Source organism: Streptomyces sp. NPDC001770, assembly GCF_053596135.1.
In genome coordinates this window covers 235,800-259,329 of sequence record NZ_JBSFFN010000004.1, presented here as the reverse complement: position 1 = coordinate 259,329, position 23,530 = coordinate 235,800, and the positions used below count along the sequence as shown (strand labels likewise).

General features: G+C 70.6%; 15 protein-coding genes, 1 pseudogene and 1 riboswitch. Of the genes and pseudogenes, 10 read left to right on the top strand and 6 right to left on the bottom strand.

What is annotated here, in order from left to right; all coding sequences use genetic code 11:
- Window positions 1-16: 16 nt before the first annotated feature.
- Window positions 17-2,350, bottom strand: a complete 2,334-nt coding sequence (locus ACWCSV_RS06250) for an N-acetylmuramoyl-L-alanine amidase (protein ID WP_451138990.1) — start codon at window positions 2,348-2,350, stop codon at window positions 17-19.
- Between the two features lie 385 nt (window positions 2,351-2,735).
- Window positions 2,736-3,602, bottom strand: a complete 867-nt coding sequence (locus ACWCSV_RS06245) for a terpene synthase family protein (protein ID WP_451138988.1) — start codon at window positions 3,600-3,602, stop codon at window positions 2,736-2,738.
- 806 nt (window positions 3,603-4,408) lie between these two features.
- On the opposite strand from ACWCSV_RS06245, the gene ACWCSV_RS06240 reads away from it, so the two are divergent.
- Together ACWCSV_RS06240 and ACWCSV_RS06235 are read left to right on the top strand one after the other, a co-directional pair.
- Window positions 4,409-6,589, top strand: coding sequence for a SpoIIE family protein phosphatase (locus tag ACWCSV_RS06240; protein WP_451138986.1), 2,181 nt, complete (start codon window positions 4,409-4,411; stop codon window positions 6,587-6,589).
- Window positions 6,590-6,721: 132 nt separating this feature from the next.
- A complete protein-coding gene (locus ACWCSV_RS06235) occupies window positions 6,722-8,770 on the top strand; it encodes a LamG-like jellyroll fold domain-containing protein (RefSeq protein ID WP_451138984.1) in 2,049 nt (682 codons plus the stop codon).
- Between the two features lie 413 nt (window positions 8,771-9,183).
- Here ACWCSV_RS06235 and ACWCSV_RS06230 read toward each other — a convergent pair whose 3' ends face one another.
- The 4 genes from ACWCSV_RS06230 to gcvT all read right to left on the bottom strand — a co-directional run bounded on the left by ACWCSV_RS06230 (window position 9,184) and on the right by gcvT (window position 13,643).
- Window positions 9,184-10,566, bottom strand: a complete 1,383-nt coding sequence (locus tag ACWCSV_RS06230) for an L-serine ammonia-lyase (RefSeq protein WP_390962540.1) — start codon at window positions 10,564-10,566, stop codon at window positions 9,184-9,186.
- Window positions 10,567-10,745: 179 nt separating this feature from the next.
- Entirely contained in the window at window positions 10,746-12,008 is a 1,263-nt protein-coding gene (gene glyA / locus ACWCSV_RS06225; RefSeq protein ID WP_451138982.1) for a serine hydroxymethyltransferase, read from the bottom strand.
- 18 nt (window positions 12,009-12,026) lie between these two features.
- The gene (gcvH, locus tag ACWCSV_RS06220) at window positions 12,027-12,404 is read right to left on the bottom strand and encodes a glycine cleavage system protein GcvH (protein ID WP_390962538.1); all 378 of its coding nucleotides are present in this window, start codon (window positions 12,402-12,404) and stop codon (window positions 12,027-12,029) included.
- Window positions 12,405-12,527: 123 nt separating this feature from the next.
- Window positions 12,528-13,643 (bottom strand): glycine cleavage system aminomethyltransferase GcvT, encoded by a 1,116-nt coding sequence (gene gcvT, locus ACWCSV_RS06215; RefSeq protein WP_451138980.1) that lies wholly within the window; start codon window positions 13,641-13,643, stop codon window positions 12,528-12,530.
- Between the two features lie 147 nt (window positions 13,644-13,790).
- Window positions 13,791-13,888: riboswitch (glycine riboswitch) on the bottom strand.
- A gap of 173 nt (window positions 13,889-14,061) precedes the next feature.
- Here gcvT and ACWCSV_RS06210 point away from each other — a divergent pair.
- From ACWCSV_RS06210 to ACWCSV_RS06175, 8 genes and pseudogenes are all read left to right on the top strand, one after another.
- Window positions 14,062-14,550 (top strand): annotated as a pseudogene (locus ACWCSV_RS06210) (AAA family ATPase); the annotation flags it as partial.
- Window positions 14,551-14,823: 273 nt separating this feature from the next.
- Complete coding sequence (locus ACWCSV_RS06205) at window positions 14,824-15,591, top strand: enhanced serine sensitivity protein SseB (RefSeq protein ID WP_451139112.1); 768 nt, start codon at window positions 14,824-14,826, stop codon at window positions 15,589-15,591.
- 359 nt (window positions 15,592-15,950) lie between these two features.
- Window positions 15,951-16,736, top strand: coding sequence for an enhanced serine sensitivity protein SseB C-terminal domain-containing protein (locus ACWCSV_RS06200; protein WP_450772736.1), 786 nt, complete (start codon window positions 15,951-15,953; stop codon window positions 16,734-16,736).
- 580 nt (window positions 16,737-17,316) lie between these two features.
- Window positions 17,317-18,318 carry an ABC transporter permease gene (locus ACWCSV_RS06195; RefSeq protein ID WP_451138978.1) on the top strand — a complete coding sequence of 334 codons (1,002 nt, stop codon included), beginning with the start codon at window positions 17,317-17,319 and terminating at the stop codon, window positions 18,316-18,318.
- Between the two features lie 57 nt (window positions 18,319-18,375).
- A complete protein-coding gene (locus ACWCSV_RS06190; protein ID WP_451138976.1) occupies window positions 18,376-20,130 on the top strand; it encodes an ABC transporter substrate-binding protein in 1,755 nt (584 codons plus the stop codon).
- A 72-nt stretch (window positions 20,131-20,202) separates the two neighbouring features.
- Window positions 20,203-21,210, top strand: a complete 1,008-nt coding sequence (locus ACWCSV_RS06185; RefSeq protein ID WP_451138974.1) for an ABC transporter permease — start codon at window positions 20,203-20,205, stop codon at window positions 21,208-21,210.
- Entirely contained in the window at window positions 21,207-22,307 is a 1,101-nt protein-coding gene (locus tag ACWCSV_RS06180) for an ABC transporter ATP-binding protein (protein ID WP_451138972.1), read from the top strand. The genes ACWCSV_RS06185 and ACWCSV_RS06180 overlap by 4 nt, the downstream gene beginning before the upstream one ends.
- Window positions 22,304-23,524 carry an ABC transporter ATP-binding protein gene (locus tag ACWCSV_RS06175; RefSeq protein ID WP_451138970.1) on the top strand — a complete coding sequence of 407 codons (1,221 nt, stop codon included), beginning with the start codon at window positions 22,304-22,306 and terminating at the stop codon, window positions 23,522-23,524. Before ACWCSV_RS06180 ends, ACWCSV_RS06175 begins: the two co-directional genes overlap by 4 nt.
- The last annotated feature ends 6 nt before the right edge of the window (window positions 23,525-23,530 follow it).

Sequence of the window (23,530 nt, the reverse complement as noted above, 5' to 3'; positions counted from 1 at the left end):
TACTGCCGCACGAGCGTTACTTGAGGTAGACCAGCCCGTCCGTGGTGATGGCGGGCCGGCCGCTCGTGCCGGCCACGACCAGCTTCACCGTGTGCTTGGCGGCGCCCGACCAGGTGCTCGTCCAGATCGCGTCGCGGTACTTGGTGGTGGAGGACTTCAGGTCCACCGTGGCCGTCTTCTTGCCGTCCACGTAGACGTACACCTGCCCCGAGGTCGAGGCGCGCGAGACGACGAGCGCGGCCGACCTGCCGGTGAACGTCCAGGTCATGCTCGCGTTCTTGGCGCTGCTGGAGTACGACTTCCCGCCGAGGTAGCTCGACGAGGACTTCGCGGTCCACGTGCCCGTGCGCGTGGTGGAGGTCTCCTGGAGGATCACCGGGGTACCGGCCACGGACGCGGCGGCGGTGTTGCCCGCACGGTCGTACGCCGTCATCTTCCAGGTCGTCGCCACGCCCGGCTTGGCGGTCTGGGCGGCACTGGTCGTCGTCGCCGTGAAGGTCTTCGCCACCGGGGCGGTGAGCCGGACCTCCTTGAGCGCGATCCCGTCCGCGGCCTTCCACTTCAGCGTCAGGGGGACGGCCGTGGTGCTGACCGTGCCGGCGCTCAGCGCCAGCGAGGGCTTCGTGGTGAAGGAGGGCGCCGTCTTCTCGGCGACCACGGTCGCGGCGGCCGAGAGCGGCGCGACCTTGCCCGACTGATGCGTCGCCCGGACCTGCACCTTGTGGGTGCCGACCGCGAGCGTCGCCGAGGCGGAGGTCGTGCTGCCGTTCGTGGTGGCGACCACCTTGCCGTCGACCAGCAGCTCGTACTTGGCGACGAGGGCGGCCGGAGTGGTCGACGTCCAGGCGACCTTGACGCTCGACTGCGTGTACGTCGTCGCGCCCGAGGCGCTGCTCCCGGTGACCGAGGAGATGGCCAGACCGGTGACCGGACCCGCCGCGGCGGAACGGATCGCGCCCAACTGCCCGTAGAGCGCGGTGCCGGGGCACTCGGTGTTGAAGCCGTCGCGGTGACCGGAGATCTGGTTGAAGGTGTAGGACTTTCCCGCGGTGTACGCGATGCCGGTGCCGCTCGACTGGGTCGCGCCGGCCACCAGCGTCGTCCTGCCGGCCGGGTCGCCCTTGTACTGGCCGAGCTTCCACGCGGCGAGCCTGGCCACCGCCGTGGTCGCGGCGGTCGCGGCCTTGGTGTCGGTGTACATGCCGATGACCGCGATACCGGCCGTCTCACGGTTGAAGCCGTAGGTGTGGGCGCCGAACACCGGCTGGTCCACACCGCCCTTGCGGCCTTCGAAGATCGTCCCGCACTTGTCGACGATGAAGTTGTAGCCCAGGTCCTTCCAGCCGTTCGACTGGACGTGGAAGGCGTGCAGGCTCCGCATGATGGCGGGGGAGTCCGCACAGGAGTAGTCGTTCGTCTGCGCGGTGTGGTGCACGAACACGGCCTTGACCGATGTCGTGTACTCCGGCGCCTCGTCGTTGAGCTTCTCGTTCGCGCCCCACGCGGCCCTGCTGACGATCGGCGGCTTCGGCATCGTGGACACCGGTGCGGGCGGCACGGTCGGCGTGGGAGCGGCCGTCGTCGGGGTCGGTGCCGGAGTGGTCGGCGTGGCCGTCACGCTCGGCGCCCCGGTGGTGGGCGCCGCCGTCGTCGGGTCCGACGTCGGCTCGTCGGTGGCCGTGCCGGGCAGCTCGCCGGTCTCCGGGGTGTCCTCGGCCGTCGGGGACACCGGGGCCTCCGGCGTCGGCGCGGTGTCCGTCGGGGTGGGACCGGCGGTCTCGCCGTCCTCGGCGGAACCCTCCGTACCCTCCGTCATGTCCTGTGCGTACGCGGCGCTCTCCGCGTCCAGGCCGGAGGCGCCGGGGTCGACGGTGTCCAGGCGGAGACCGGCGGGCAGACCCGCGGTGGAGCCGGCCCCGGAGGTCACCCGGACCTCCACGCCGTTCGACGCCCCGACCCAGCGCGGCTCGGTGGTGCCCCGTACACCGGCCTGGCCGGTCTCGGTGCGCCCGTCGATGTCGGTCGCCAGCGGCAGCCAGCCGGTCCACTTGCCGGTCGCCACCGAGCGGGTCCGCGCCTCGACGGTGCCGGATATCTTCGCCGCCGGGTCGGTCCAGGTGACGCCCAGCAGGCTGAAGGGCCTGGTGTCCTTCTGCTCGAAGTCGGCGGTGGTCCCGTCCGCCGACACCTTGAGCTCGTTCTTGTGCACGTCGGCCTGCGCCGGGGCGGACTTGGCGTCCACGCCCCCGTGGGCGTCGTCGGTGCCGGTGACCCCCTGGAACACGAGGACACCCGCCACGGCCGCCGTCGCGACGGCGGCCGTGGCCCATACTCTTCGCTTCGATCTCATGTTTGATTCCCCGAGGATGATGATGAGAGAGCGGCGATCCCGCCGGTCGGGGTTCTCCCTGAGGTGCGATCGGCGCCATCGGCGCGATCTGTGCGAACGCCCCCTGAGATACGGGAGCGACCCTCGGGAACCGGCCGACCTTTGGTGCCGGAGGTGACAGTGTTGCACGAGAAATCACGCGATCGAGTGAACACTCGCCCAGGTGTAGGTCAAGGTCTTGACAGGACAGCCTTGAGGCGCCGGATGCGGCTTCCGGGGTTCCGCCGCCGAAATTCCGGAAGCCGCATGCCGTGGGCGCCTCGCACGCCGTCGGGGCCCCGGGAGTTCTCTCCTCAGGACCCACCGGACGCCCGCGGCGCCCGGTGAGGGGATCGCACGGTACCGTTCACGCCGCGAAGAACCGGGAGAGCTCGCTCCGCTCCTCCGGCTCCACGAGGTCCGGGCGGGTGTAGCGCTCGGCCCGTGCGTGGTAGTCGAAGTCGCCCCGCACGAGGCCGCGGTAGTCCCGCACGCACCGTTCCAGAGCGATTCGTTCCGCCCCCTCCGTTCCGGCCGCGTCCATCTCCGCGACCAGGTCCTTCTCCGCGCGCCGGACACGTTCCGCTATCCGTGCCAGCTGGATGCCGGCTTCGTCGATGGCTTCCTGGAGCGTGCCGCCGCGGTCGCGCTGGATGAGGCGGACGGCGTTGTGCTCGTAGCCCATCGCCGCCTCCTTCTCGAAGGAGCAGATGTCGTTGCAGAGACCTGAATGATCGGTCACCGCGTCCCGGAGCGCGACGTATGCGGGAAGGCTCCGGGCGGCGTCCGTGAGATCGATGCCCGCAGTGATCTCGTGGAGGTCGAGGAAGGGCTGCATCGCCACGGAATCCCGGCGGTGCTTCACGAACGCGGCCCGGGACGGCACCTGTCCGGCGGCCCGTTCGACCGCCTCGGCGTAGTACGTCCAGAGCCAGGCCACGGTGTCCCTGCGGAACTGCCGTACCCAGGCCGTCGACCGGTCGCGGTACGTGCGGTTCCGCAGCTCCTCCAGGGTGAGTTCCATGGCGGAGTGCGCCACGGCCCCGTCGAGTACCTCGACGAGCCGGGTGATGGCGGAGCCGCACATCCGGGGATCCCGTCCGGCGGGTCCGTCGTCGAATTCGTCGTCCACCAGGAAGGCCCAGAAGAGCCACTGGCAGAACAGGTCGAGATGCTGCTGGGAAGCGTTCGGGAAGATGAGGGAGATCCACAGCTCCGGCCGGGTTCTGATCATTTTCTTCCGGGCCACCGGAGAAAGCTCCACGCCATGGAAATCCGCCCATTTCCAGGCGGCCTCCTTGGTTTTCTCCAGACCCGGATTGCATCCGGCACTGGCGAACGGCATATGAAACGCCGGTAACGCGATCTGGCTCATTGGTACCCCTCGTCAAGACGGTGTGGATGGAGGGTGGTGTCGGCGGGTGGTCGTGGGGCGCACACGGAGCGCGAAGTCGTGGGAAATCGGCGGAACCCAGCGTTCCGGACCCCATTTTCTTTGGCCAAGGCATCACCCTGCGAGGTGAGGCGGTTGTGGTGGTTCCTCCCTCTTCCTTCTCCCTGCCGTACCGGGGCCGCCGAACGGGTGTATTCGGCGGTCGGGTGGAACCGGGCTCCGCGCCATCGCGTCACCATGCGTGACACCCAGTCAACCCCGGGCAAAAGGCTGAGGGAAGTCGCCCGTGACCGAAATTGTATGGTGCCGCCGAACGCTGGTGACTTTATGAGCGGTTGATGACCGTCGTAGTCCACTCCGTGGCGCACCGATGTCCACATTGCGGGCGCTCACCCACCTTTCGGAGTGGTCGCGGCGAGCCCTCCCGCCGATGTCCCGAAACCGTCGGCGTTCTCCCCCGATCCACCGGCCGGCCGCCAGAACCCTTGGCGCTACTGCCCTCCGGAGCCCTGCCGCGATCCGCCGTCCGCCCGCCGGACGTCCGCCCGCGCCCGTCCTCCGTCCGTACGCCCCCCGATGGCGCGAGCGCTTCGCGGGTCCCAAGGTGGTGTGAGGCGAAGTCGTGTTCGAAGGGCGGTGGTGGAGCAGTGCCGGACGACGACCTCCCGTCGGCGGTCCCCCCGGGCGACCCGGCACCCCCCGCTCTGCTGCACGCCCTCGTGACCGCCCCCGTCATCCGTACGTACGTGGTCGACCGGGACCTGCGCATCGGCAGGGCCGGCGCGCTCACCTTCGGCGAGGCCCCGGACCAGGTGGTCGGACGGCTGCTCACCGACGTGTTCCGGCTGGAGGACCCGGACGCGGCGGTACGCGCCCTCGGAGCCGGCACCCCGGAGCCCGTCGGCACCGCATCACCCCCCTCGCCCCGGCCGGCCGCGTCCGCGCGGACCACCGGGGCCGCACACCCCGGCGAGGGCGGCGCCGGCCCCGTCGGCGTGGTCAGGGCGTACCGCACCGACCCGGCCGGCACCGACCGCACCTTCGCCGTCGCGTTCCACCCGCTGGCCGCCGGCTCCGGCACGGACACCGCCGCACTGCCGGACGCCTCCGCCCCGGGACCGGCGGCGCTGCTCGTGCTCGCCGCGGACATCACCGCCCAGGAGCGCAACTCCGCCCGCGCCGCGGCACTCGACGCCGTACGCGAACGGGTCGGCCAGTCCCTCGACCTCGCCGTCACCTGCGAGGAACTGGTCATGGCGCTCGTCCCCGGGTTCGCGGACATCGCGGTCGTCGAGATCGTGGACGACGTGCTGCGCGGCGCCGACGCCCCCGCCGGCCCACCGCCCCGGGGCACCCCGCTGCGCCGCATCGCGTTCCGGGGCCCCCTCGGCGCGGGCGGGGCCGCCCACCCGGTGGGCGACGTACGGGAGATGCCGCACCCGACCCCGTACTCCCTCTCCCTCGGCGACCTCAGCCCCCGCCTGGTGCAGCTCACCCCCGGCCTGCCCTGGTACGAGACCGACCCCGACCGGGCCAGGTCCATCGAGGAGTTCGGGTCGCACTCGATGATCGTGGCGCCCCTGGCGCTGCGCGGCACCGCGTTCGGCGTCGTCAGCCTCTACCGGTGCGGCGGGAGCGAGCCGTACGACGAGGGCGACCTCTCCTTCGGGGTGACGCTCGCCGCGCACACCGCGCTGAGCGTCGACAACGCGCGGCGCTACGAACGCGACCACACCGTCGCCTCCACCGTTCAGCGCCGGTTGCTGCCGGCCGGCCCCGCGTTCCCGATCGCCGTCGACACCGCCCACGTGTACCTGCCCGGCCGCAACAGCGGCAGCTGGTTCGACACCATCTCCCTCTCCGGCGCACGGACCGCCCTGGTCGTCGGCCGGGTCGACGGCCAGGGAGTCCAGACCGCGACGACCATGGGCCAACTGCGCACCGCCGTCCGTACGCTCGCCGCCCTCGACCTCTCGCCCGAGGAACTGTTCTCCCGGGTCAACGACATCGCCGTCCAGCTCGCCGAGGAGCGGGCGGCGCTCCCCGTCGGCGACGCCCTCCGCCACCGGCCCCTCAGGGCGACCTGCCTCTACGGGGAGTACGACCCGTTCACCCGGCTCTGGACGGTGGCCCGGGCCGGTGCGCCTCTTCCCCACATCGTCCGCCCGGACGGCACCCCGCAGTCCTTCGACCTGCCCGAGGGGCCACCGCTCTCCGCGACCGAGAACGCTCCCTTCGCCACGGCCGAGATCACCCTCGAACCGGGCAGCCTCATCGTCATGCACAGCGGCGGCAGCAACCTGCGCGAACGCCCTGGTCTGCGCCCCGTCGACGAGGTGCTCACGCCGGCCGACCGGGACCTGCAGGAGATCGCCGACGCCATCATGTACAACTACCGGCCCGTCGCCCACCCGGAAGGCGCGGTGCTGCTCCTCGCCCGCCCCACCGAGGTCAGCCCCGCCCAGGTGGTCACCATCGAGCTCGACCCCGACGCGGGCGCCCCGGCGAAGGCCCGCACCGTGACCCGCTCGCACCTGAGCGAGTGGAAGGTCCCCAAGGACGCGCTGTACGCGGTCGAGCTCATCGTCAGCGAGCTCGTCACCAACGCCGTGCGCTACGGCACCCCGCCGCTCTCCCTGCGCCTGGTCCGTACCCAGGCCCTCACCTGCGAGGTCCGCGACGCCAGCCTCGTCGCCCCCCATCTGCGCCACGCCCGGGCCGGCGACGAGGGCGGCCGGGGCCTCTTCATCATGTCCCAGCTCGCCTCCCGCTGGGGCACCCGCTACACCCACGACGCGAAGATCATCTGGGCCGAGGTGGAGTTGTAGGGGAGCGGGAGCTCCGTCCCTGGTCACGGAGTTGTCCGAGTGTTGGGCGGCCGGCCGCCGGCGCGACATCCGCCCGCCCCGGTGACCTTTCTAGCGTGCGTGCATCCACTTGATTCGTTGCTGGGAGCACGTATGCACACCACCCCTGACGGCAGCCCCGACGCGCCGGTGCGAAGCCCGTCGACGGAAGCGGACGCACACGCGGCCGGCTGCGGCTGTCCGCGTACCGCCGATCTCGACGGCGACGGGCTCGCGGCCAGGAGCCGGCGCACCTTCCTGCGCGGCGCCGGTGTGCTCGGCGCGGGGGCGGCCGCCACGGCGACCGGACTGCTGGGTGCGACACCCGCCTTCGCGTCGGACAGGGGCTCGTCCGGTGCGCACGATTCCGGTTCGGACGGTTCCGGTTCGGACGACAGGAAGGGCCACGGCTCGCGCGGCACGTGGAGCCCGGACCCGGAGAGCCCGCGGTTCACCTTCGTCGTCATGCCCGACACGCAGTACATGTTCGACATCGACCGGATCCACCCGGCCCCGATGGAGGCGTCCTTCCGGTACGTGCTCGACCCGGCCGGGCGGGCCGGCGGGAGGGACGAGAACATCGTGTTCCTCGCCCACCTCGGCGACGTGACCAACAACGGTCACGCCGAGGAGTACGCCGCCGTGACCAAGGTGTTCGACATGCTCGACGACGCGGGCGCCGCGTACGGAGTGCTGGCGGGCAACCACGACGTGGGCGGCGACGACCAGCGCGGCCGGACGCCGTACCTGGACACCTTCGGCCCGGCGCGCGCCAGGAAGTCGCCCGCGTACCACTCCTCCAGCCCCGACGGCTACAACACCAGCCACATCTTCCGCGCGGGCGGCCGAAGTTGGATGGTGCTCTCCCTCGACTGGCGGATGTCGGCGGCGGGGTTCGCCTGGGCCAACGCCGTCATCAGGGCGAACCCGACGCTGCCGGTGATCGTGACGACCCACGAGATCGTCGGCTCGTACGACGACGGCTCCGCCGAACTCTCCGCGTACGGGCAGCAGATGTGGGACGGGCTGATCAAGGACAACGACCAGGTCTTCCTCACTCTGAACGGCCACTACTGGCCGCCCGGCTCCACCGTGAAGAAGAACAGCGCCGGCAACGACGTGCACCTGCACATCACCAACTACCAGGACCGCTACTACGGCGGCTCCGGCATGCTGCGCTCGTACCGCTTCGACCTCAACCGCGGCCGGATCGACATCGCGACGTTCTCGCCGTGGATGCGGGAACGCGCGGCCGAGGACGAGCTGAACGCGGCCGCCGCCCAGGAGATCGAACTGACCTCCCCGGTCGACTACTTCTCCATGGACATCGACTTCGAGAAGCGCTTCGCCGGCTTCGCCCCGGTCCCGGAGCGGGCGCCCCGCGCCGCCCGGCGCATGCTGGTTCCCGGCACCCTCGCGTACTGGCGGTTCGACGGCTCCGGCACCGAAGGCGGCAGCCTGCCCGCCGGTACGGTCGTCCAGGACCAGACGGGCCACGGCAACGACCTCGTCCTCCAGCAGGTCCCGGGCGCCGCCGCGAACGCGCTGACCTGGACCGGCGACCACCACCCCGACCAGCCCGGACACGGCGGCCTCGTCTTCGCCGGCCAGGGCAACCCGGTCGGCGGCGCGTACCTCCGCACCGTCGACAGGGCCCCGGTCAACGCCGAGACCTTCCCGCACGGCTACACCATCGAGCTGTTCTTCAAGGTGCCCGCCGACTGGGACGGTGGACGCAACGGCTGGTCCTCGATGCTCAGCCGCGCAGGCACCGCCGCCGAGGCCGGGAAGAACGGCCCGACGTCGACCGCCGACGAACCCGTCATGACGCTGGGGCTCAGCGGCTCCCTGGAGATCCAGTGGAACGCCTACCCGCTCAACATGGACGGAGCGACCACCGCGTGGAGCCACCTGCTCCAGCAGCAGGAGTGGTGGCACGTCGCCGTCGTCAACGACGGCAAGGCGAGCAAGCTCTACGTGAACGGCTGCGAGGAGGGCCGCAACCCCACCTCGAAGGCGGTCGGCCTGGCCTCGCTGCACAAGCCGTTCCTCGTGGGCGGCTACCAGTGGGCCGGGAATGTCAGCCAGGTCTTCCACGGCACCCTCGGCGACGTACGGATCGTCGACCGGGCGCTGCGGGTGGACCAGTTCATGAACGCCTGACCGGGGCTGAGGGCGCGTCTTCGTACGTCCCGCCGGGCCGCCCCTGGCGGTCCGGCGGTCTCCTCGTCAGCCCGTCGAGACCGGCTCGACCCGCGACCCCGAGGGCTGTCCGGGACGGGCCACGTGCGGCGGTGCCTCCGGGGACCTGGGGAGCCGAGTTGGGCTGACCATCAGGCGAGCACCGCCTCTACGGCGGGGCGGATGACGGAGAGCGCCCCCAGCTCGCGGGCGATGACTGGAGTTCGCCGACCCCGCTCCGTGCGCCGCGACGTAGGCAGCGGCCGGGTGCGGACAGGTCCATCTCCCCTTCGGCGACCAGGCGTGCCAGATCGCCGAAGGGGAGCAGGGCAGGTGGCGGGGGCGGAGCCCCCGTCGTTGACCGCATGGGAACGCGCCGGTCAGGGCCTACGGCCTCAGCACTCGATGATGTTCACCGCGAGACCGCCCCGGGCGGTCTCCTTGTACTTCACGGACATGTCCGCGCCGGTCTCCTTCATGGTCTTGATGACCTTGTCCAGGGAGACCTTGTGGGTGCCGTCGCCGCGCAGGGCCATCTTCGCGGCGGTGACGGCCTTGACGGCCGCCATGCCGTTCCGCTCGATGCAGGGGATCTGGACGAGGCCGCCGACCGGGTCGCAGGTGAGGCCGAGGTTGTGTTCCATGCCGATCTCGGCGGCGTTCTCGACCTGCTCGGGGGAGCCGCCGAGGACCTCGGCGAGCGCGCCGGCGGCCATGGAGCAGGCGGAGCCGACCTCGCCCTGGCAGCCGACCTCGGCGCCGGAGATCGAGGCGTTCTCCTTGAAGAGCATGCCGATGGCGCCCGCCGCGAGGAGGAAGCGGACGACGCTGTCGTCCTTCTCCTCGGGGGTGGCGCCGCCCGCCGCGAAGTTCATGTAGTAGTGCAGGACCGCGGGGATGATGCCGGCCGCGCCGTTGGTGGGGGCGGTCACGACCCGGCCACCGGCGGCGTTCTCCTCGTTGACCGCCATGGCGTAGAGGGTGATCCACTCCATCGCGTGGGTCTGCGGGTCGCCCTCGGCGCGCAGCTGGCGGGCGGAGTTCGCGGCGCGGCGGCGGACCTTGAGGCCGCCGGGGAGGATGCCCTCGCGGGACATGCCCCGGCCGACACACGCCTGCATGACCCGCCAGATCTCCAGCAGACCGGTGCGGATCTCCTCCTCGGTGCGCCACTCCTTCTCGTTCTCCAGCATCAGCGAGGAGATCGAGAGTCCGGTCTCCCGGGCCAGGCGGAGCAGCTCGTCGCCGGTGCGGAAGGGGTGGGCGAGGACGGTGTCGTCGGGGATGATCCGGTCGGCGCCGACCGCGTCCTCGTCGACGACGAACCCGCCGCCCACCGAGTAGTACGTCTTCTCCAGCAGCAGCGCGCCGGTCTCGTCGTACGCGTGGATGGACATCCCGTTGGCGTGGTACGGAAGCGCCTTGCGGCGGTGCAGGACCAGGTGCTCGTCCGCGTCGAACGGGATCTCGTGGGCGCCCAGCAGGCTGATGCGGCCGGTGGTGCGGATCTGCTCGACCCGGGCGTCGGCGGACTCGACGTCCACGGTCCGGGGGGACTCGCCCTCCAGGCCGAGGAGGACCGCCTTCGGCGTGCCGTGGCCGTGGCCGGTCGCGCCCAGGGAGCCGTACAGCTCGGCGCGTATCGAGGCGGTCGGCGCGAGCAGGCCCTCGTTCTTCAGCCGGCGCGCGAACATCCGCGCCGCCCGCATCGGTCCCACGGTGTGGGAGCTGGACGGCCCGATGCCGATCGAGAACAGGTCGAAGACCGAAATGGCCACGGGGAGACTCCTAGCTGGGCGGACGCCGTTGTCCACCGGCGAAACGAAAAGGGGGGTGGGGGGAGCAGAGGGGAGCGGGGGAGGTGCCCCGTACGGAACGCGGCGGGGCACCGCGCTCACCTTCCAGTGTGCGCGATGCCCCGCCCGACCTGCGAAAAATGCCCGTGAACGGGCGGTTGCTACTTGCCCAGGCCGGGGTACAGCGGGAACTTCTCGGCCAGCGCGGCGACGCGGGCCTTCAGGTCCTCGGCGTCGAACGCGGGCTTCAGGGCCGAGGCGATGATCTCCGCCACCTCGGTGAAGTCCTCGGCCTGGAAGCCGCGGGTCGCCAGGGCCGGCGTACCGATGCGCAGGCCGGAGGTGACCATCGGCGGGCGCGGGTCGTTCGGGATGGCGTTCCGGTTGACCGTGATGCCGATCCCGTGGAGCCGGTCCTCGGCCTGCTGGCCGTCCAGCTCGGAGTTGCGCAGGTCCACCAGGACCAGGTGCACGTCGGTGCCGCCGGAGAGGACGGAGACGCCCACCTCGGTGACGTCCGGCTGGACCAGGCGCTCGGCGAGGATGCGGGCACCGTCCAGCGTGCGCTGCTGGCGCTCCTTGAACTCCTCCGAGGCCGCGACCTTGAACGACACGGCCTTGGCCGCGATCACGTGCTCCAGCGGGCCGCCCTGCTGACCCGGGAAGACCGCCGAGTTGATCTTCTTGGCGAGCTCCTGGGTGGAGAGGATCACGCCACCGCGCGGACCGCCGAGGGTCTTGTGCGTGGTGGTCGTGACGACGTGGGCGTGCGGCACCGGGTTGGGGTGCAGGCCCGCGGCGACCAGGCCCGCGAAGTGCGCCATGTCGACCATCAGGTACGCGCCGACCTCGTCCGCGATGCGGCGGAAGGCGGCGAAGTCCAGCTGGCGGGGGTAGGCGGACCAGCCGGCCACGATCAGCTTCGGCTGGGACTCCTTGGCGAGGCGCTCCACCTCGTCCATGTCCACGGTGCCGTTCTCACCGACGTGGTACGGGACCACGTTGTAGAGCTTGCCGGAGAAGTTGATCTTCATGCCGTGGGTCAGGTGACCACCGTGGGCCAGGTTCAGGCCCATGATCGTGTCGCCCGGCTTGAGCAGCGCGAACATCGCGGCGGCGTTCGCCTGCGCACCGGAGTGCGGCTGGACGTTCGCGGCCTCGGCGCCGAAGAGCTCCTTGATGCGGTCGATCGCGATCTGCTCGACCACGTCGACGTGCTCGCAGCCACCGTAGTAGCGGCGGCCCGGGTAGCCCTCGGCGTACTTGTTGGTGAGGACGGAGCCCTGCGCCTCCATGACGGCGACCGGAGCGAAGTTCTCCGAGGCGATCATTTCGAGGGTGGACTGCTGGCGGTGGAGCTCGGCGTCGACAGCGGCGGCGACGTCCGGGTCCAGCTCGTGGAGGGAGGAGTTGAGAAGCGACATCAGGCGGTCCCTTGGGTCTCAGTTGCCGGAGAACTCGGTGTATTCGTCGGCGGTGAGCAGATCCCCCGGCTCCTCCGCGACGCGAACCCTGAACAGCCAGCCACCCTCGAAGGGGGCGGAGTTCACCAGGGACGGGTCGTCCACCACGTCCTGGTTCGCCGCGGTGACCTCGCCGGTGACCGGCGAGTACAGGTCGCTGACGGACTTGGTCGACTCCAGTTCGCCGCAGGTCTCGCCCGCGGTCACCGTGGAGCCGACCTCCGGAAGCTGGGCGTACACGACGTCACCGAGCGCGTTGGCCGCGTACTCGGTGATGCCGACGGTCGCCACGCCGTCCTCGACGGCCGACAGCCACTCGTGCTCCTTGCTGTACCGCAGCTGCTGGGGGTTGCTCATGACCTGAATTCTCCTGTACGCGGGTGGGTGCTGATGAACGATGGTCTTACGGGATGAGACGCGACTGCGTCACGTTCGGCCCGGCGGGCGGGGCGTGGGCGGGGCCCGAACGGGCGCCGACGCCTACTTCTGGCGCTTGTAGAAGGGCAGGGCCACGACCTGGTACGGCTCGTGGGTGCCCCGGATGTCGACGCCGACACCCTCGGTGCCGGGCGAGGCGAACGCCGCGTCCACGTACGCCATGGCGATCGGCCTGCCCAGCGTCGGGGAGGGGGCGCCGGAGGTGACCTCGCCGATCACCTTGCCGTCCGCGACCACCTCAAAACCGGCGCGCGGCACCCTGCGGCCCTCGGCGACCAGGCCGACGAGCTTGCGGGGCGGGGCGGTCTCGGCGCGTCCGGCGGCGGCGGTGAGCGCTTCGCGGCCCACGAAGTCGCCCTCCTTCTCGAACTTCACGACCCGGCCGAGACCCGCGTCGAACGGGGTCAGCTCGGTGGTCAGCTCGTGCCCGTACAGCGGCATGCCCGCCTCCAGGCGCAGCGTGTCGCGGCAGGAGAGCCCGCAGGGGATCAGGCCGTGCGGGGCACCGGCCTCGGTGAGCGCCTGCCAGAGGGCCTCGGCGTGCTCCGGGGCGACGAAGAGCTCGAAGCCGTCCTCGCCGGTGTAGCCGGTACGGGCGATGAGCGCGGGCACCCCGGCGACCGTGCCGGGCAGGCCCGCGTAGTACTTCAGCCCGTCCAGGTCGGCGTCGGTGACGGCCTTCAGAATGGCGGGCGACTCGGGGCCCTGGACGGCGATCAGCGCGTACGCGTCGCGGTCGTCACGGACCTCGGCGTCGAAGCCGGCGACCCGCTCGGTCAGGGTGTCCAGCACGGTCTGGGCGTTGCCCGCGTTGGCGACCACGAGGTACTCGTCGTCGGCCAGGCGGTAGACGATCAGGTCGTCCAGGATGCCGCCGTCCTCGCGGACGATCATCGTGTAGCGGGCCCGGCCGACGCCGACCGTGCCGATGTTGCCGACGAGCGCGTGGTTCAGGAAGCGGACGGCCCCGGGGCCGGTGACGGCGATCTCGCCCATGTGGGAGAGGTCGAAGAGCCCGGCGCGGGTGCGTACCGCGTTGTGCTCGTCACGCTCGCTGGCGTACCGCAGCGGCATGTCCCAGCCGGCGAAGTCGGTCATGGTCGCGCCCAGCGAGCGATGCAGCGCATCGAGGGCGGTCGTACGGGGGGCGGTGCTCATGAGGTGGCTCCCAGGGCGCGCAGGGCATGACGACGAGGACGGTCCCTCCCCATCTGTCATCGGAACCTGAGAGGTTCGCCGAGAGGCCCCTGACGGGTCGGCTTGCACCTTGGGTGGAGCCGGTGACGGCTCGCTTTTCAGATCTGCCTCATCCACGCGGTACGGGGCCTGAGAGATTCAAGGGAGGAACTTGCTCCTTCGGCGCCCGGCACACACGGTGGCCGGGACTCTCCCGCGTGGATTCAAACGGCCGGTATGCAGTTGCGCGCACATCATCGCACGCAGGACGGGCGGCCCCGGCGCCCGGTACCCCCGCCCCTGCCACCGCCCGGCCTCCCGTCCGGGAGACTTGCCGCGCATTACCTTTTCTTTACACTTTGTGGGCAGGTGCTGGGGTGACTCGACAGGGGGAGTGCCGATGTCGTTGCGACCGTACGCGGGGGTGGTGCGGAGGGGGGTCGCGGTGCGGCGGGAACCACCCGCCGCCGAGAAGGGGCCGCCGGCCGTGCGCGACCTGCGCGGTGGGGCGGGGGACGGACCGCGGCGGCTGGAATTCGCCCCCGGGGATGTCGTCGTCGTCTCCGGGCTGCCCGGCAGCGGCAAGTCCACCCTGATCCGGCGCGCGGTCACCGCCCGCGCCATCGACTCCCAGGACACCAGGGACCGCTTCACGGCTGCCCTGCCCCGCTTACTCCCGTACGCCCTCTACCGCCCTCTGGTCCGCGCCGCCCACTACTACGGGCTGCTGCGGGCGCTCCGCTCCGGCGAGGCGGTCGTCGTCCACGACTGCGGGACCCAGGCCTGGGTGCGCCGCTGGCTGGCCCGCCACGCGGTGCGCCGGGGCCGCACCCTCCACCTGGTGCTGCTCGACGTGCCCCCCGAGGCGGCCCGGGCGGGCCAGCGCCAGCGCGGACGCGGCGTCTCCGGGTACGCCTTCGCCCGGCACCGGCGCGCGGTCGGCCGGCTGCTGCGCGACACGGAGTGCGGCCGGCTGCCCCCGGGCTGCGCCTCCGCCGTGCTGCTGGACCGCCCGGCGGCGGGGGCGCTGCGGTCCATCGCCTTCCCGGGCCTTCCCGTCGGCGGGGCCCCGTCGACGGCGGTGCCGGTGCCGGGACGCCGACGCCCGTCGGCGGTTACTGTTTCTGCCGCAGGACACGGTCGAGTAGAGGACACAGAGCCAGTGGACATCCCGGCACAGATGCCGCCCCAGCAGCTCCAGGGGTGGCCGGCGAACGAGCTCGAAGAAGTACTCAGCGCCTCGCTGGGCGTCCCCGAGGCGGCCGGCCGGCTCGTCGAGGTGCTCGGCCGCAGCCAGGTCTGGATTCCGCTGCCCAACGGCGGCAGCCCCGCCAGTGCCGACCTCGACCTGCCGACGGTCGAGTTCGACGGCGCCGCCTTCGTCCCCGTCTTCAGCTCCGAGGCGCAGTTCCTCAGCTGTGTCGGCACCCACCTCTCCTTCGCCGTCGCGCCCGCCCGCGAGTTCGCGCGCGGACTGCCCCCGCAGCTCGGCATCGCGGTGAACCCGGGCGGTGCGGTCGGGCTCCCGCTGCCCCCCGCCGCCGTCGCCGAGCTCTGCCGCACCGGGAGCACCCCGCTGGACGGACCGGCCGGCGGCGGCCGGGTGCGGCTGTGGGAGCCGGACTGGAAGGAGGAGCCGGTCGACTTCCTCGCCGCCGTCTCCGCGGAGTTCCGGCAGACCGGTCTGGTCGCCACCGCCCGGCGGGCCCTGGCCAGCATCGAGGGCGGCGACCCCGTCCTCTTCATCGGCGTCTCCGGGTTCCAGGCGTCGATGTGGGACGAGACGACGCGGAGCGTGCCCCTGGACGCGCTGGGCCGGGCGCTCGGCCGCGTGCAGGTGCCGTGGCCCGTCAACCTCGTCCTGCTCGACGTGGCGCAGGATCCGGTCGGCGACTGGATGGTGGAGAAGGTGCGGCCGTTCTTCCAGTGAACCGTTCTTCCCGTGGGCCGTTCGTCGGGTGGGCCGTTCGTCGGGTGGGCCGTTCGTCGGGTGGGCCGTTCCGCAGGTGAACCGTCCTCCCCATGAGTCTCCCCGTGGCCGCGAGCCGTTCAGCGGCGAGCCGTTCTCCTCATGAGCTGCTCGTCGGGAAGGCGGAGAGCGGCCGTGCCGTACGGGCCGGCCGCCCTTCCCCGGGGGCGGGTCGCGGGCCCGCCGTTGTCCGGCATGTCGGGTGGTGGCGTCAAGTCGGTGTCAGTAAGGGCGCATAAGCTGGTTTGATGGCGAGGTCGCTCCCGCACGCCCGGGGGCGTCCGCGCGACACGGTGAATCGACGAGGGGCGGGACCCAGGGTGAGTGCGTCAGGCACGGCGGCGGCCGGGCAGGTCGAACACATGCTGCGCCAGGTGACCCCCGGGCGCTTCGACACGTACGAGGAGCTGCTGAAGGCTCTTTCGGACGGCCAGGTCTGGATGCTGCTCTGGCACGGCACGGCCGGCTCCCCGGACGCCCAGTACGGCAACATCGGGGTGGACGGCCTCGGTTACGCCCCCTGCGTGACCTCTCCGCAGGAGCTCGCGGCCAGCGGCTGGAACCGCGCCCACGAGGTGATCACCGGCCGGGAGATCGCCCGCTCGCTCTTCCCCGACCACTGGGGGATCTGGCTCAACCCGCACACCCCCGGTGGCGGCGTCGGCATCCCGTGGCTGGATCTGCGCCGGATCGCCACCGGCCTCGACCGGCTGCCCGCCGGACCGCTCACCCTCTCCGAACCCGCCGTCGAGATCCCGCAGTTCTACGCGCTGCTGTCGCAGAACGCGCACCGCACCCCGGCGATCCGCTCGCTGCGCCGCGCCTGGGTGCAGCCCGCCCTCGGCGCCCCGTACCTCGCCATCGGTCTCGACCTCTACGACACCGGACGGGCCGCCGTGGAGTCGGCCCGCGCGATGATGGGACAGACGATCGGCGCCGTCCCGGACGGGCTCCCCGTCTCCACGGTCGCGATGTCCGACGACTACGACCCGGTCGCGATGTGGCTGCGGGCCAACGCCCGTCCGTTCTACGACCGGGAGGCGCACGCGCAGCCCGTCGCGCCGCCGTCCGCCGCCCGCGGTTACGGCTACCCGCCCGCCTACTGACCCGCCCGCGGTGACGGCTACCCGCCCGCCTACTGACCCGCCCGCGGTGACGGCTACCCGCCCGCCTGCTGACGCGTCCGCCCACTGACGCGTCCGCACACTGGGACACTCTCCTCCCGGCGCGCTCGCGCCGTGCTGTTCCGCGCTGCCCGGAAGCCGTACGCGCCCAGTGGTGCGGGGCCGTTGTGCCCCCCTTTCCCTCCGGTCGCGCCGACTGGCCGTCATGTCCGCTTAGCGGTTTCCGGGTGGTGAACATCGAACTCGTCTGCCCGTATGCCCATTTGTGCGTCGAGCGCCTACCGTTCGCGGGGTGTAACCCCGTGTTCGGATAACGGAAGCCCCTGGCCAGCATCACGGTTGCGCATACTTTCCCCGTCAGCTCTGGCGACTGATCGCATACACGCTGAAGACTCCCGTGTCATGCATGGGGTCGCCGATTCCGTGAGTGGTTCCACGACAGAGTTCAGCTGCTCAGCGGGGTCGCATCATCTGCGGCCACTGGGCATCTCATAGGCAAGGCGAGCCGTCGACAGCGGCGTTGCAGAGGCCGGTGACCACCGGCTGGAAGGGTCAGGGCGCTGTGACCGCACCGATCGAGACCACCGGGGCGGCTGCCGGGGCGCAGCCGGAGGCTGTGCTCGACGAGGGCATCAAGTCCAAGGAGATCGAGGGGCGTTCGCTCGGACGGATCGCCTGGATCCGCTTCAAACGGGACAAGGTGGCCGTCGTCGGCGGTGTCGTCGTCGTCCTGCTGATCGTGATCGCCGCCTTCTCCCGGCCGCTCCAGTCCCTGCTGGACCTCGATCCGAACGCCTTCCACCAGGATCTGATCGACAGCAACACCTCGCTGCCCAAGGGCGGGTTCGGCGGCATGAGCCTCGATCACCCGCTCGGTGTGGAGCCGAAGTTCGGGCGTGACATCCTCGCCCGCATCCTGGAGGGCTCCTGGGTGTCCCTGGTGGTCGCCTTCGGCGCCACCGTGCTCTCGAACGTCATCGGCACCATCCTCGGCGTGGTGGCCGGGTACTACGGCGGGCGGGTCGACTCCGTCATCAGCCGCCTGATGGACACCTTCCTCGCCTTCCCGCTGCTGCTGTTCGCGATCGCCATCTCCGCCACGCTGCAGGGCGGCGCCTTCGGGCTCGACGGGCTGCCGCTCCACATCAGTGTGCTGATCTTCGTCATCGGCTTCTTCAACTGGCCCTATCTGGGACGGATCGTCCGGGGGCAGACCCTTGCCCTGCGCGAGCGCGAGTTCGTCGACGCGTCCCGCGGCATGGGAGCCGGCGGCCCCTACATCCTCTTCCGGGAGCTGCTGCCCAACCTGGTCGGCCCGATCATCGTCTACTCGACGCTGCTCATCCCGACCAACATCATTTTCGAGGCTTCACTCAGCTTCCTGGGCGTCGGCATCCAGCCGCCCCAGGCGTCGTGGGGCGGCATGCTCAACCAGGCGGTCGACTACTTCCAGATCGATCCCCAGTACATGGTCGTGCCGGGCCTTGCCATCTTCGTCACCGTGCTCGCGTTCAACCTGCTCGGTGACGGTCTCCGCGACGCTCTCGACCCGCGCAGCCGCTGACTCCGTCCGCGCAGAGAGCTCCACAAGTTTCCGACAATGAAGGGGATTCCGACCATCATGCGAAGGTCATCACTAGCCGCTGTCGCGGCCCTGGGCAGCGTGACCCTGCTGCTCGCCGGCTGCAGCAAGGCAGACGACGGAAAGAGCGACGGCGAGACCAAGTCCGCCGGCGCGGACGCCGCGACGAAGGATGTCGTCAACGCCTCCACCGCGAAGGGTGGCACGGTCACCTACGCGATGTCGGACGTCCCGGACTCGTTCGACCCGGGCAACACCTACTACGCGTACATGTACAACTTCAGCCGGCTGTACGCCCGCCCGCTGATGACCTTCAAGCCGGACGCCGGCGAGAAGGGCAACACGCTCGTTCCCGACCTCGCTTCCGAGCCGGGCACCCAGAGCGACGGCGGCAAGACCTGGACGTACAAGCTGCGCGCCGGCGTCAAGTACGAGGACGGGTCGCCGATCACGTCCAAGGACGTCAAGTACGCCGTCGAGCGCTCGAACTTCGCGCGTGACGTCCTCTCGCTGGGCCCCAACTACTTCCAGCAGTTCCTCGAGGGCGGCGACAAGTACACGGGCCCGTACAAGGACAAGAGCGCCGAGGGCCTCAAGTCCATCGAGACGCCGGACGACACCACGATCGTCTTCCACCTGAACCAGGCCTTCCAGGAGTTCGACTACCTGGTCGCCACGCCGCAGACGGCCCCGGTCCCGCAGGCCAAGGACACCGGCGTCGACTACGTCAAGAAGATCGTGTCCTCGGGCTCGTACAAGTTCCAGAGCTACACCGAGGGCAAGCAGGCCGTCCTGGTGCGCAACGAGAACTGGGACGCCAAGACCGACCCGCTGCGCAAGCAGTACCCGGACAAGATCGTCGTCAACCTGAAGGTCAACCAGTCGACGATCGATCAGGACCTCCAGTCCGGCGACACGCTGATCGACCTCCAGGGCAAGGGCGTCGAGACCCAGACGCAGGCGCAGCTGGTCAGCGACCCGAAGAAGAAGGCGAACACCGACAACACCTACGGTGGCCGCCTGGTCTACGCGGCGATCAACACCAAGGTGAAGCCGTTCGACAACGTGGAGTGCCGCAAGGCGGTCCAGTACGCCATCGACAAGGTCTCCGTACAGACCGCCGAGGGCGGCAGCATCCGCGGTGACGTCGCCAGCACCGTCCTCCCGCCGGACATCACCGGTTACGAGAAGGCGGACGCGTACGCGACCGACGGCGGCAAGGGCGACGCGGCCAAGGCCAAGGAGCACCTGAAGGCCTGCGGCCAGGAAAAGATCACGACCAGCATCACCGCGCGCAGCGACCGCCAGGAAGAGGTCGACGCGGCCACGGCGATCATCGCGTCGCTGAAGAAGGTCGGCATCGACGCCTCCCTGAAGCAGTACCCGTCGGGCAAGTACTTCACCGACTACGCGGGCGTCCCCGCGTTCAACCTGAAGAACAACGTCGGCATCATCATGATGCAGTGGGGCGCCGACTGGCCGTCCGGCTACGGCTTCCTCCAGCAGATCCTGAACAGCAAGGCGATCGGCGAGTCCGGCAACACCAACCTCTCGCAGTTCGAGAACAAGACGGTCGACGCGAAGCTGGCCCAGGCCATCGCGGCGCCCGACGTCGCCGAGCGCAACAAGCTGTACGCGGAGGTCGACCAGACGACCATGGACGAGGCGGTCATCGTTCCGCTGACCTACTTCAAGGTCCTGCTCTACCGCTCGCCGTACGCCACCAACCTGGTGTCCACGTCGGCCTTCAGCGGCGAGTACGACTACCTCAACATCGGCACGACCAAGAAGTAGCAGCCCCGGAAGGCAGGTGAAGGCATTGGTTGCCGCAGGCCGAGAGGCCTGCGGCAACCGGCGCCGATCCCCGTGATCTCGTACATCCTCCGCCGGACGGTCGCGGCAGTGGTCCTGCTGCTGGTCGTCACAGCGGTCACCTTTGGCATCTTCTTCCTGCTGCCCAGGCTCGCCGGCCAGACTCCCGACCAGCTGGCGCAGCAGTACATCGGGAAGAGCCCCACGGCCGCGGACATCGCGGCGGTCAAGCACAACCTCGGCCTGGACCAGCCTGTCTACGTGCAGTACTGGCACTTCATCAAGGGGATCGTCGGCGGCGCGACCTACGACCTCGGCCCCACCACGGCGCACTGCGGCGCGCCGTGCTTCGGCTACTCCTTCAAGAACCACGTCGAAGTCTGGCCCGAGCTGACCTCGCGCCTTCCGGTGACGCTGTCGCTCGCCGCGGGCGCGGCCGTGATCTGGCTGGCCTCCGGCGTCACGGTCGGGGTGATCTCCGCGCTCAAGCCGGGCTCGTTCTTCGACCGCACCTTCATGGGCGTCGCCCTCGCGGGTGTCTCGCTGCCCATGTTCTTCACCGGCCAGCTGGCGCTGCTGCTCTTCACCTACCAGTGGCCGATCTTCGGCCGGACGTACGTCCCGATCACCGAGAACCCGGCGCAGTGGGCCAACACCCTCATTCCCGCCTGGTGTTCACTGGCGCTCCTGTACTCGGCCGTCTACGCGCGGCTCACCCGCTCGGGGATGCTGGAGACGATGAACGAGGACTTCATCCGCACGGCCCGCTCCAAGGGCCTGCCCGAACGCACGGTGGTCGCCCGGCACGGCCTGCGCGCCGCGCTCACTCCGATCATCACCGTGTTCGGCATGGACCTCGGCCTGCTCCTCGGCGGCGCGCTGATCACCGAGCGGGTGTTCTCCCTGCACGGCATCGGCGAGTACGCGGTGCAGGCGATCACCGACAACGACCTGCCGCCGGTCCTCGGCGTCACCCTGATCGCCGCGTTCTTCGTCGTGCTCTGCAATCTCCTGGTGGACCTTCTCTACGCCGCCGCCGACCCGCGGGTGAGGCTCTCGTGACCGAACTGTCCAAGACGGCCGCCGCAGTGGGCGACCCGGTGCCCGCCGCCGGATCGGCGGCACCGACCGCCTTCCTCGAAGTGCGCGACCTCAAGGTGCACTTCCCGACCGACGACGGCCTCGTCAAGTCCGTCGACGGGCTCAGCTTCCGCCTGGAGAAGGGCCAGACCCTCTCCATCGTGGGCGAGTCCGGTTCCGGCAAGTCCGTCACCTCCCTGGCGATCATGGGCCTGCACCGGCTCGGCGCCCGGGGCAAGAACGTACGGATGAGCGGCGAGATCTGGCTGGACGGCAAGGAGCTGATCGGCGCCGCGCCCGACGAGGTCCGCCGGCTGCGCGGCCGAGACATGGCGATGATCTTCCAGGACCCGCTGTCCGCGATGCACCCGTACTACACGGTCGGCAACCAGATCGTGGAGGCGTACCGCGTCCACAACGACGTGACGAAGAAGGCCGCGCGCAAGCGGGCCGTCGAGCTGCTGGACCGGGTGGGCATCCCCGAACCCGCCAAGCGCGTCGACAGCTACCCGCACGAGTTCTCCGGCGGCATGCGCCAGCGCGCGATGATCGCGATGGCGCTCGCCAACAACCCGCAGCTGCTCATCGCCGACGAGCCCACCACCGCTCTCGACGTCACCGTGCAGGCGCAGATCCTCGACCTCATCCGGGACCTGCAGAAGGAGTTCGACTCCGCGGTCGTCCTCATCACGCACGACCTCGGGGTGGTCGCCGAGATCGCCGACCAGGTCCTCGTGATGTACGGCGGCCGGTGCGTGGAGCGCGGACCGGTGGACGCGATCTTCTCCCAGCCCCAGCACCCGTACACCTGGGGTCTGCTCGGCTCGATGCCGCGCATCGACCGGGAGCAGACCGAGCGTCTCGTCCCCGTCAAGGGCCAGCCGCCGAGCCTCATCAACGTCCCGTCGGGCTGCGCGTTCCACCCGCGCTGCCCCTACGCGGACATCCCCAAGGGCGGCATCACCCGTACCGAGCGCCCCGACCTGCACGCGGTCGGCAGCGGGCACTTCTCCGCCTGCCACCTCTCGCCGGAGGACCGCACGCGGATCTGGACCGAAGAGATTGCGCCGAAGCTGTGAGTGAGACGACGAAGACGGACACGGCCGGGGCCGGGCTCCCGCGGCAGGCGAAGGCGGCCGAGGACCGGGAGGTGCTGCTCAAGGTCGAGGGCCTGGTCAAGCACTTCCCGATCAAGAAGGGCATCCTGCAGCGGCAGGTGGCGGCGGTGAAGGCCGTCGACGGTCTCGACTTCGAGGTCCGCAAGGGGGAGACCCTGGGCGTCGTCGGCGAGTCCGGCTGCGGCAAGTCGACCATGGGCCGGGTGATCACCAAGCTGATCGAGCCGACCGGCGGGAGGATCGAGTTCGACGGCCGTGACATCACGGACCTGAAGACCGGTGCGATGCGCCCGCTGCGCCGCGACATCCAGATGATCTTCCAGGACCCGTACGGCTCCCTCAACCCGCGCCACACCATCGGCTCCATCGTCTCGGCGCCGTTCAGGCTCCAGGACGTGACGCCCGAGGGCGGGGTGAAGAAGAAGGTCCAGGAGCTCCTGCAACTGGTGGGCCTGAGCCCCGAGCACTACAACCGCTACCCGCACGAGTTCTCCGGCGGCCAGCGCCAGCGCATCGGCATCGCCCGCGCGCTCGCGCTCAACCCGAAGCTGGTCGTGGCCGACGAGCCCGTCTCCGCCCTGGACGTCTCCATCCAGGCCCAGGTGGTGAACCTGCTCGACGACCTCCAGAAGGAGCTGGGCCTCACCTACGTGATCATCGCCCACGACCTGTCGGTGGTCCGGCACGTCTCGGACCGGATCGCGGTGATGTACCTCGGCAAGATCGTGGAGCTCGCCGACCGCGAGTCGCTCTACAAGGCGCCGATGCACCCGTACACCAAGGCGCTGCTCTCCGCCGTGCCGGTCCCGGACCCCCGGCGCCGGAACGCCAAGAGCGAGCGCATCCTGCTCACCGGTGACGTCCCGTCGCCGATCTCGCCCCCGAGCGGCTGCCGCTTCCACACCCGGTGCTGGAAGGCGACCGAGGTCTGCCGTACTCAGGAACCGCCGCTGACCGCGCTGCGGCCCGGGCACCAAGTGGCCTGCCACCACCCGGAGAACGCGCCGGACCAGGCTCCGGGGGAGACCGTACTGCCGCAGGCGCGCGAGGCGATCGTGGTCGCCACGCCGAAGGCGGTGGATACGGGGACGGACGCGCCGGAGGCGCCCGCCGGGGACGCCGGCACTCCGAAGGCGCCCGGGGGCGCCGAGGACACGGGGGAAGGCCCGAAGGAGTAGGACCGG

Bases quoted from the DNA above. Each gene is read 5' to 3' on its own strand.
- ACWCSV_RS06250 (WP_451138990.1), bottom strand. From the start codon at position 2,350: ATGAGATCGAAGCGAAGAGTATGGGCCACGGCCGCCGTCGCGACGGCG.
- ACWCSV_RS06245 (WP_451138988.1), bottom strand. From the start codon at position 3,602: ATGATCAGAACCCGGCCGGAGCTGTGGATCTCCCTCATCTTCCCGAAC.
- ACWCSV_RS06235 (WP_451138984.1), top strand. From the start codon at position 6,722: ATGCACACCACCCCTGACGGCAGCCCCGACGCGCCGGTGCGAAGCCCG.
- glyA (WP_451138982.1), bottom strand. From the start codon at position 12,008: ATGTCGCTTCTCAACTCCTCCCTCCACGAGCTGGACCCGGACGTCGCC.
- gcvH (WP_390962538.1), bottom strand. From the start codon at position 12,404: ATGAGCAACCCCCAGCAGCTGCGGTACAGCAAGGAGCACGAGTGGCTG.
- gcvT (WP_451138980.1), bottom strand. From the start codon at position 13,643: ATGAGCACCGCCCCCCGTACGACCGCCCTCGATGCGCTGCATCGCTCG.
- ACWCSV_RS06190 (WP_451138976.1), top strand. From the start codon at position 18,376: ATGCGAAGGTCATCACTAGCCGCTGTCGCGGCCCTGGGCAGCGTGACC.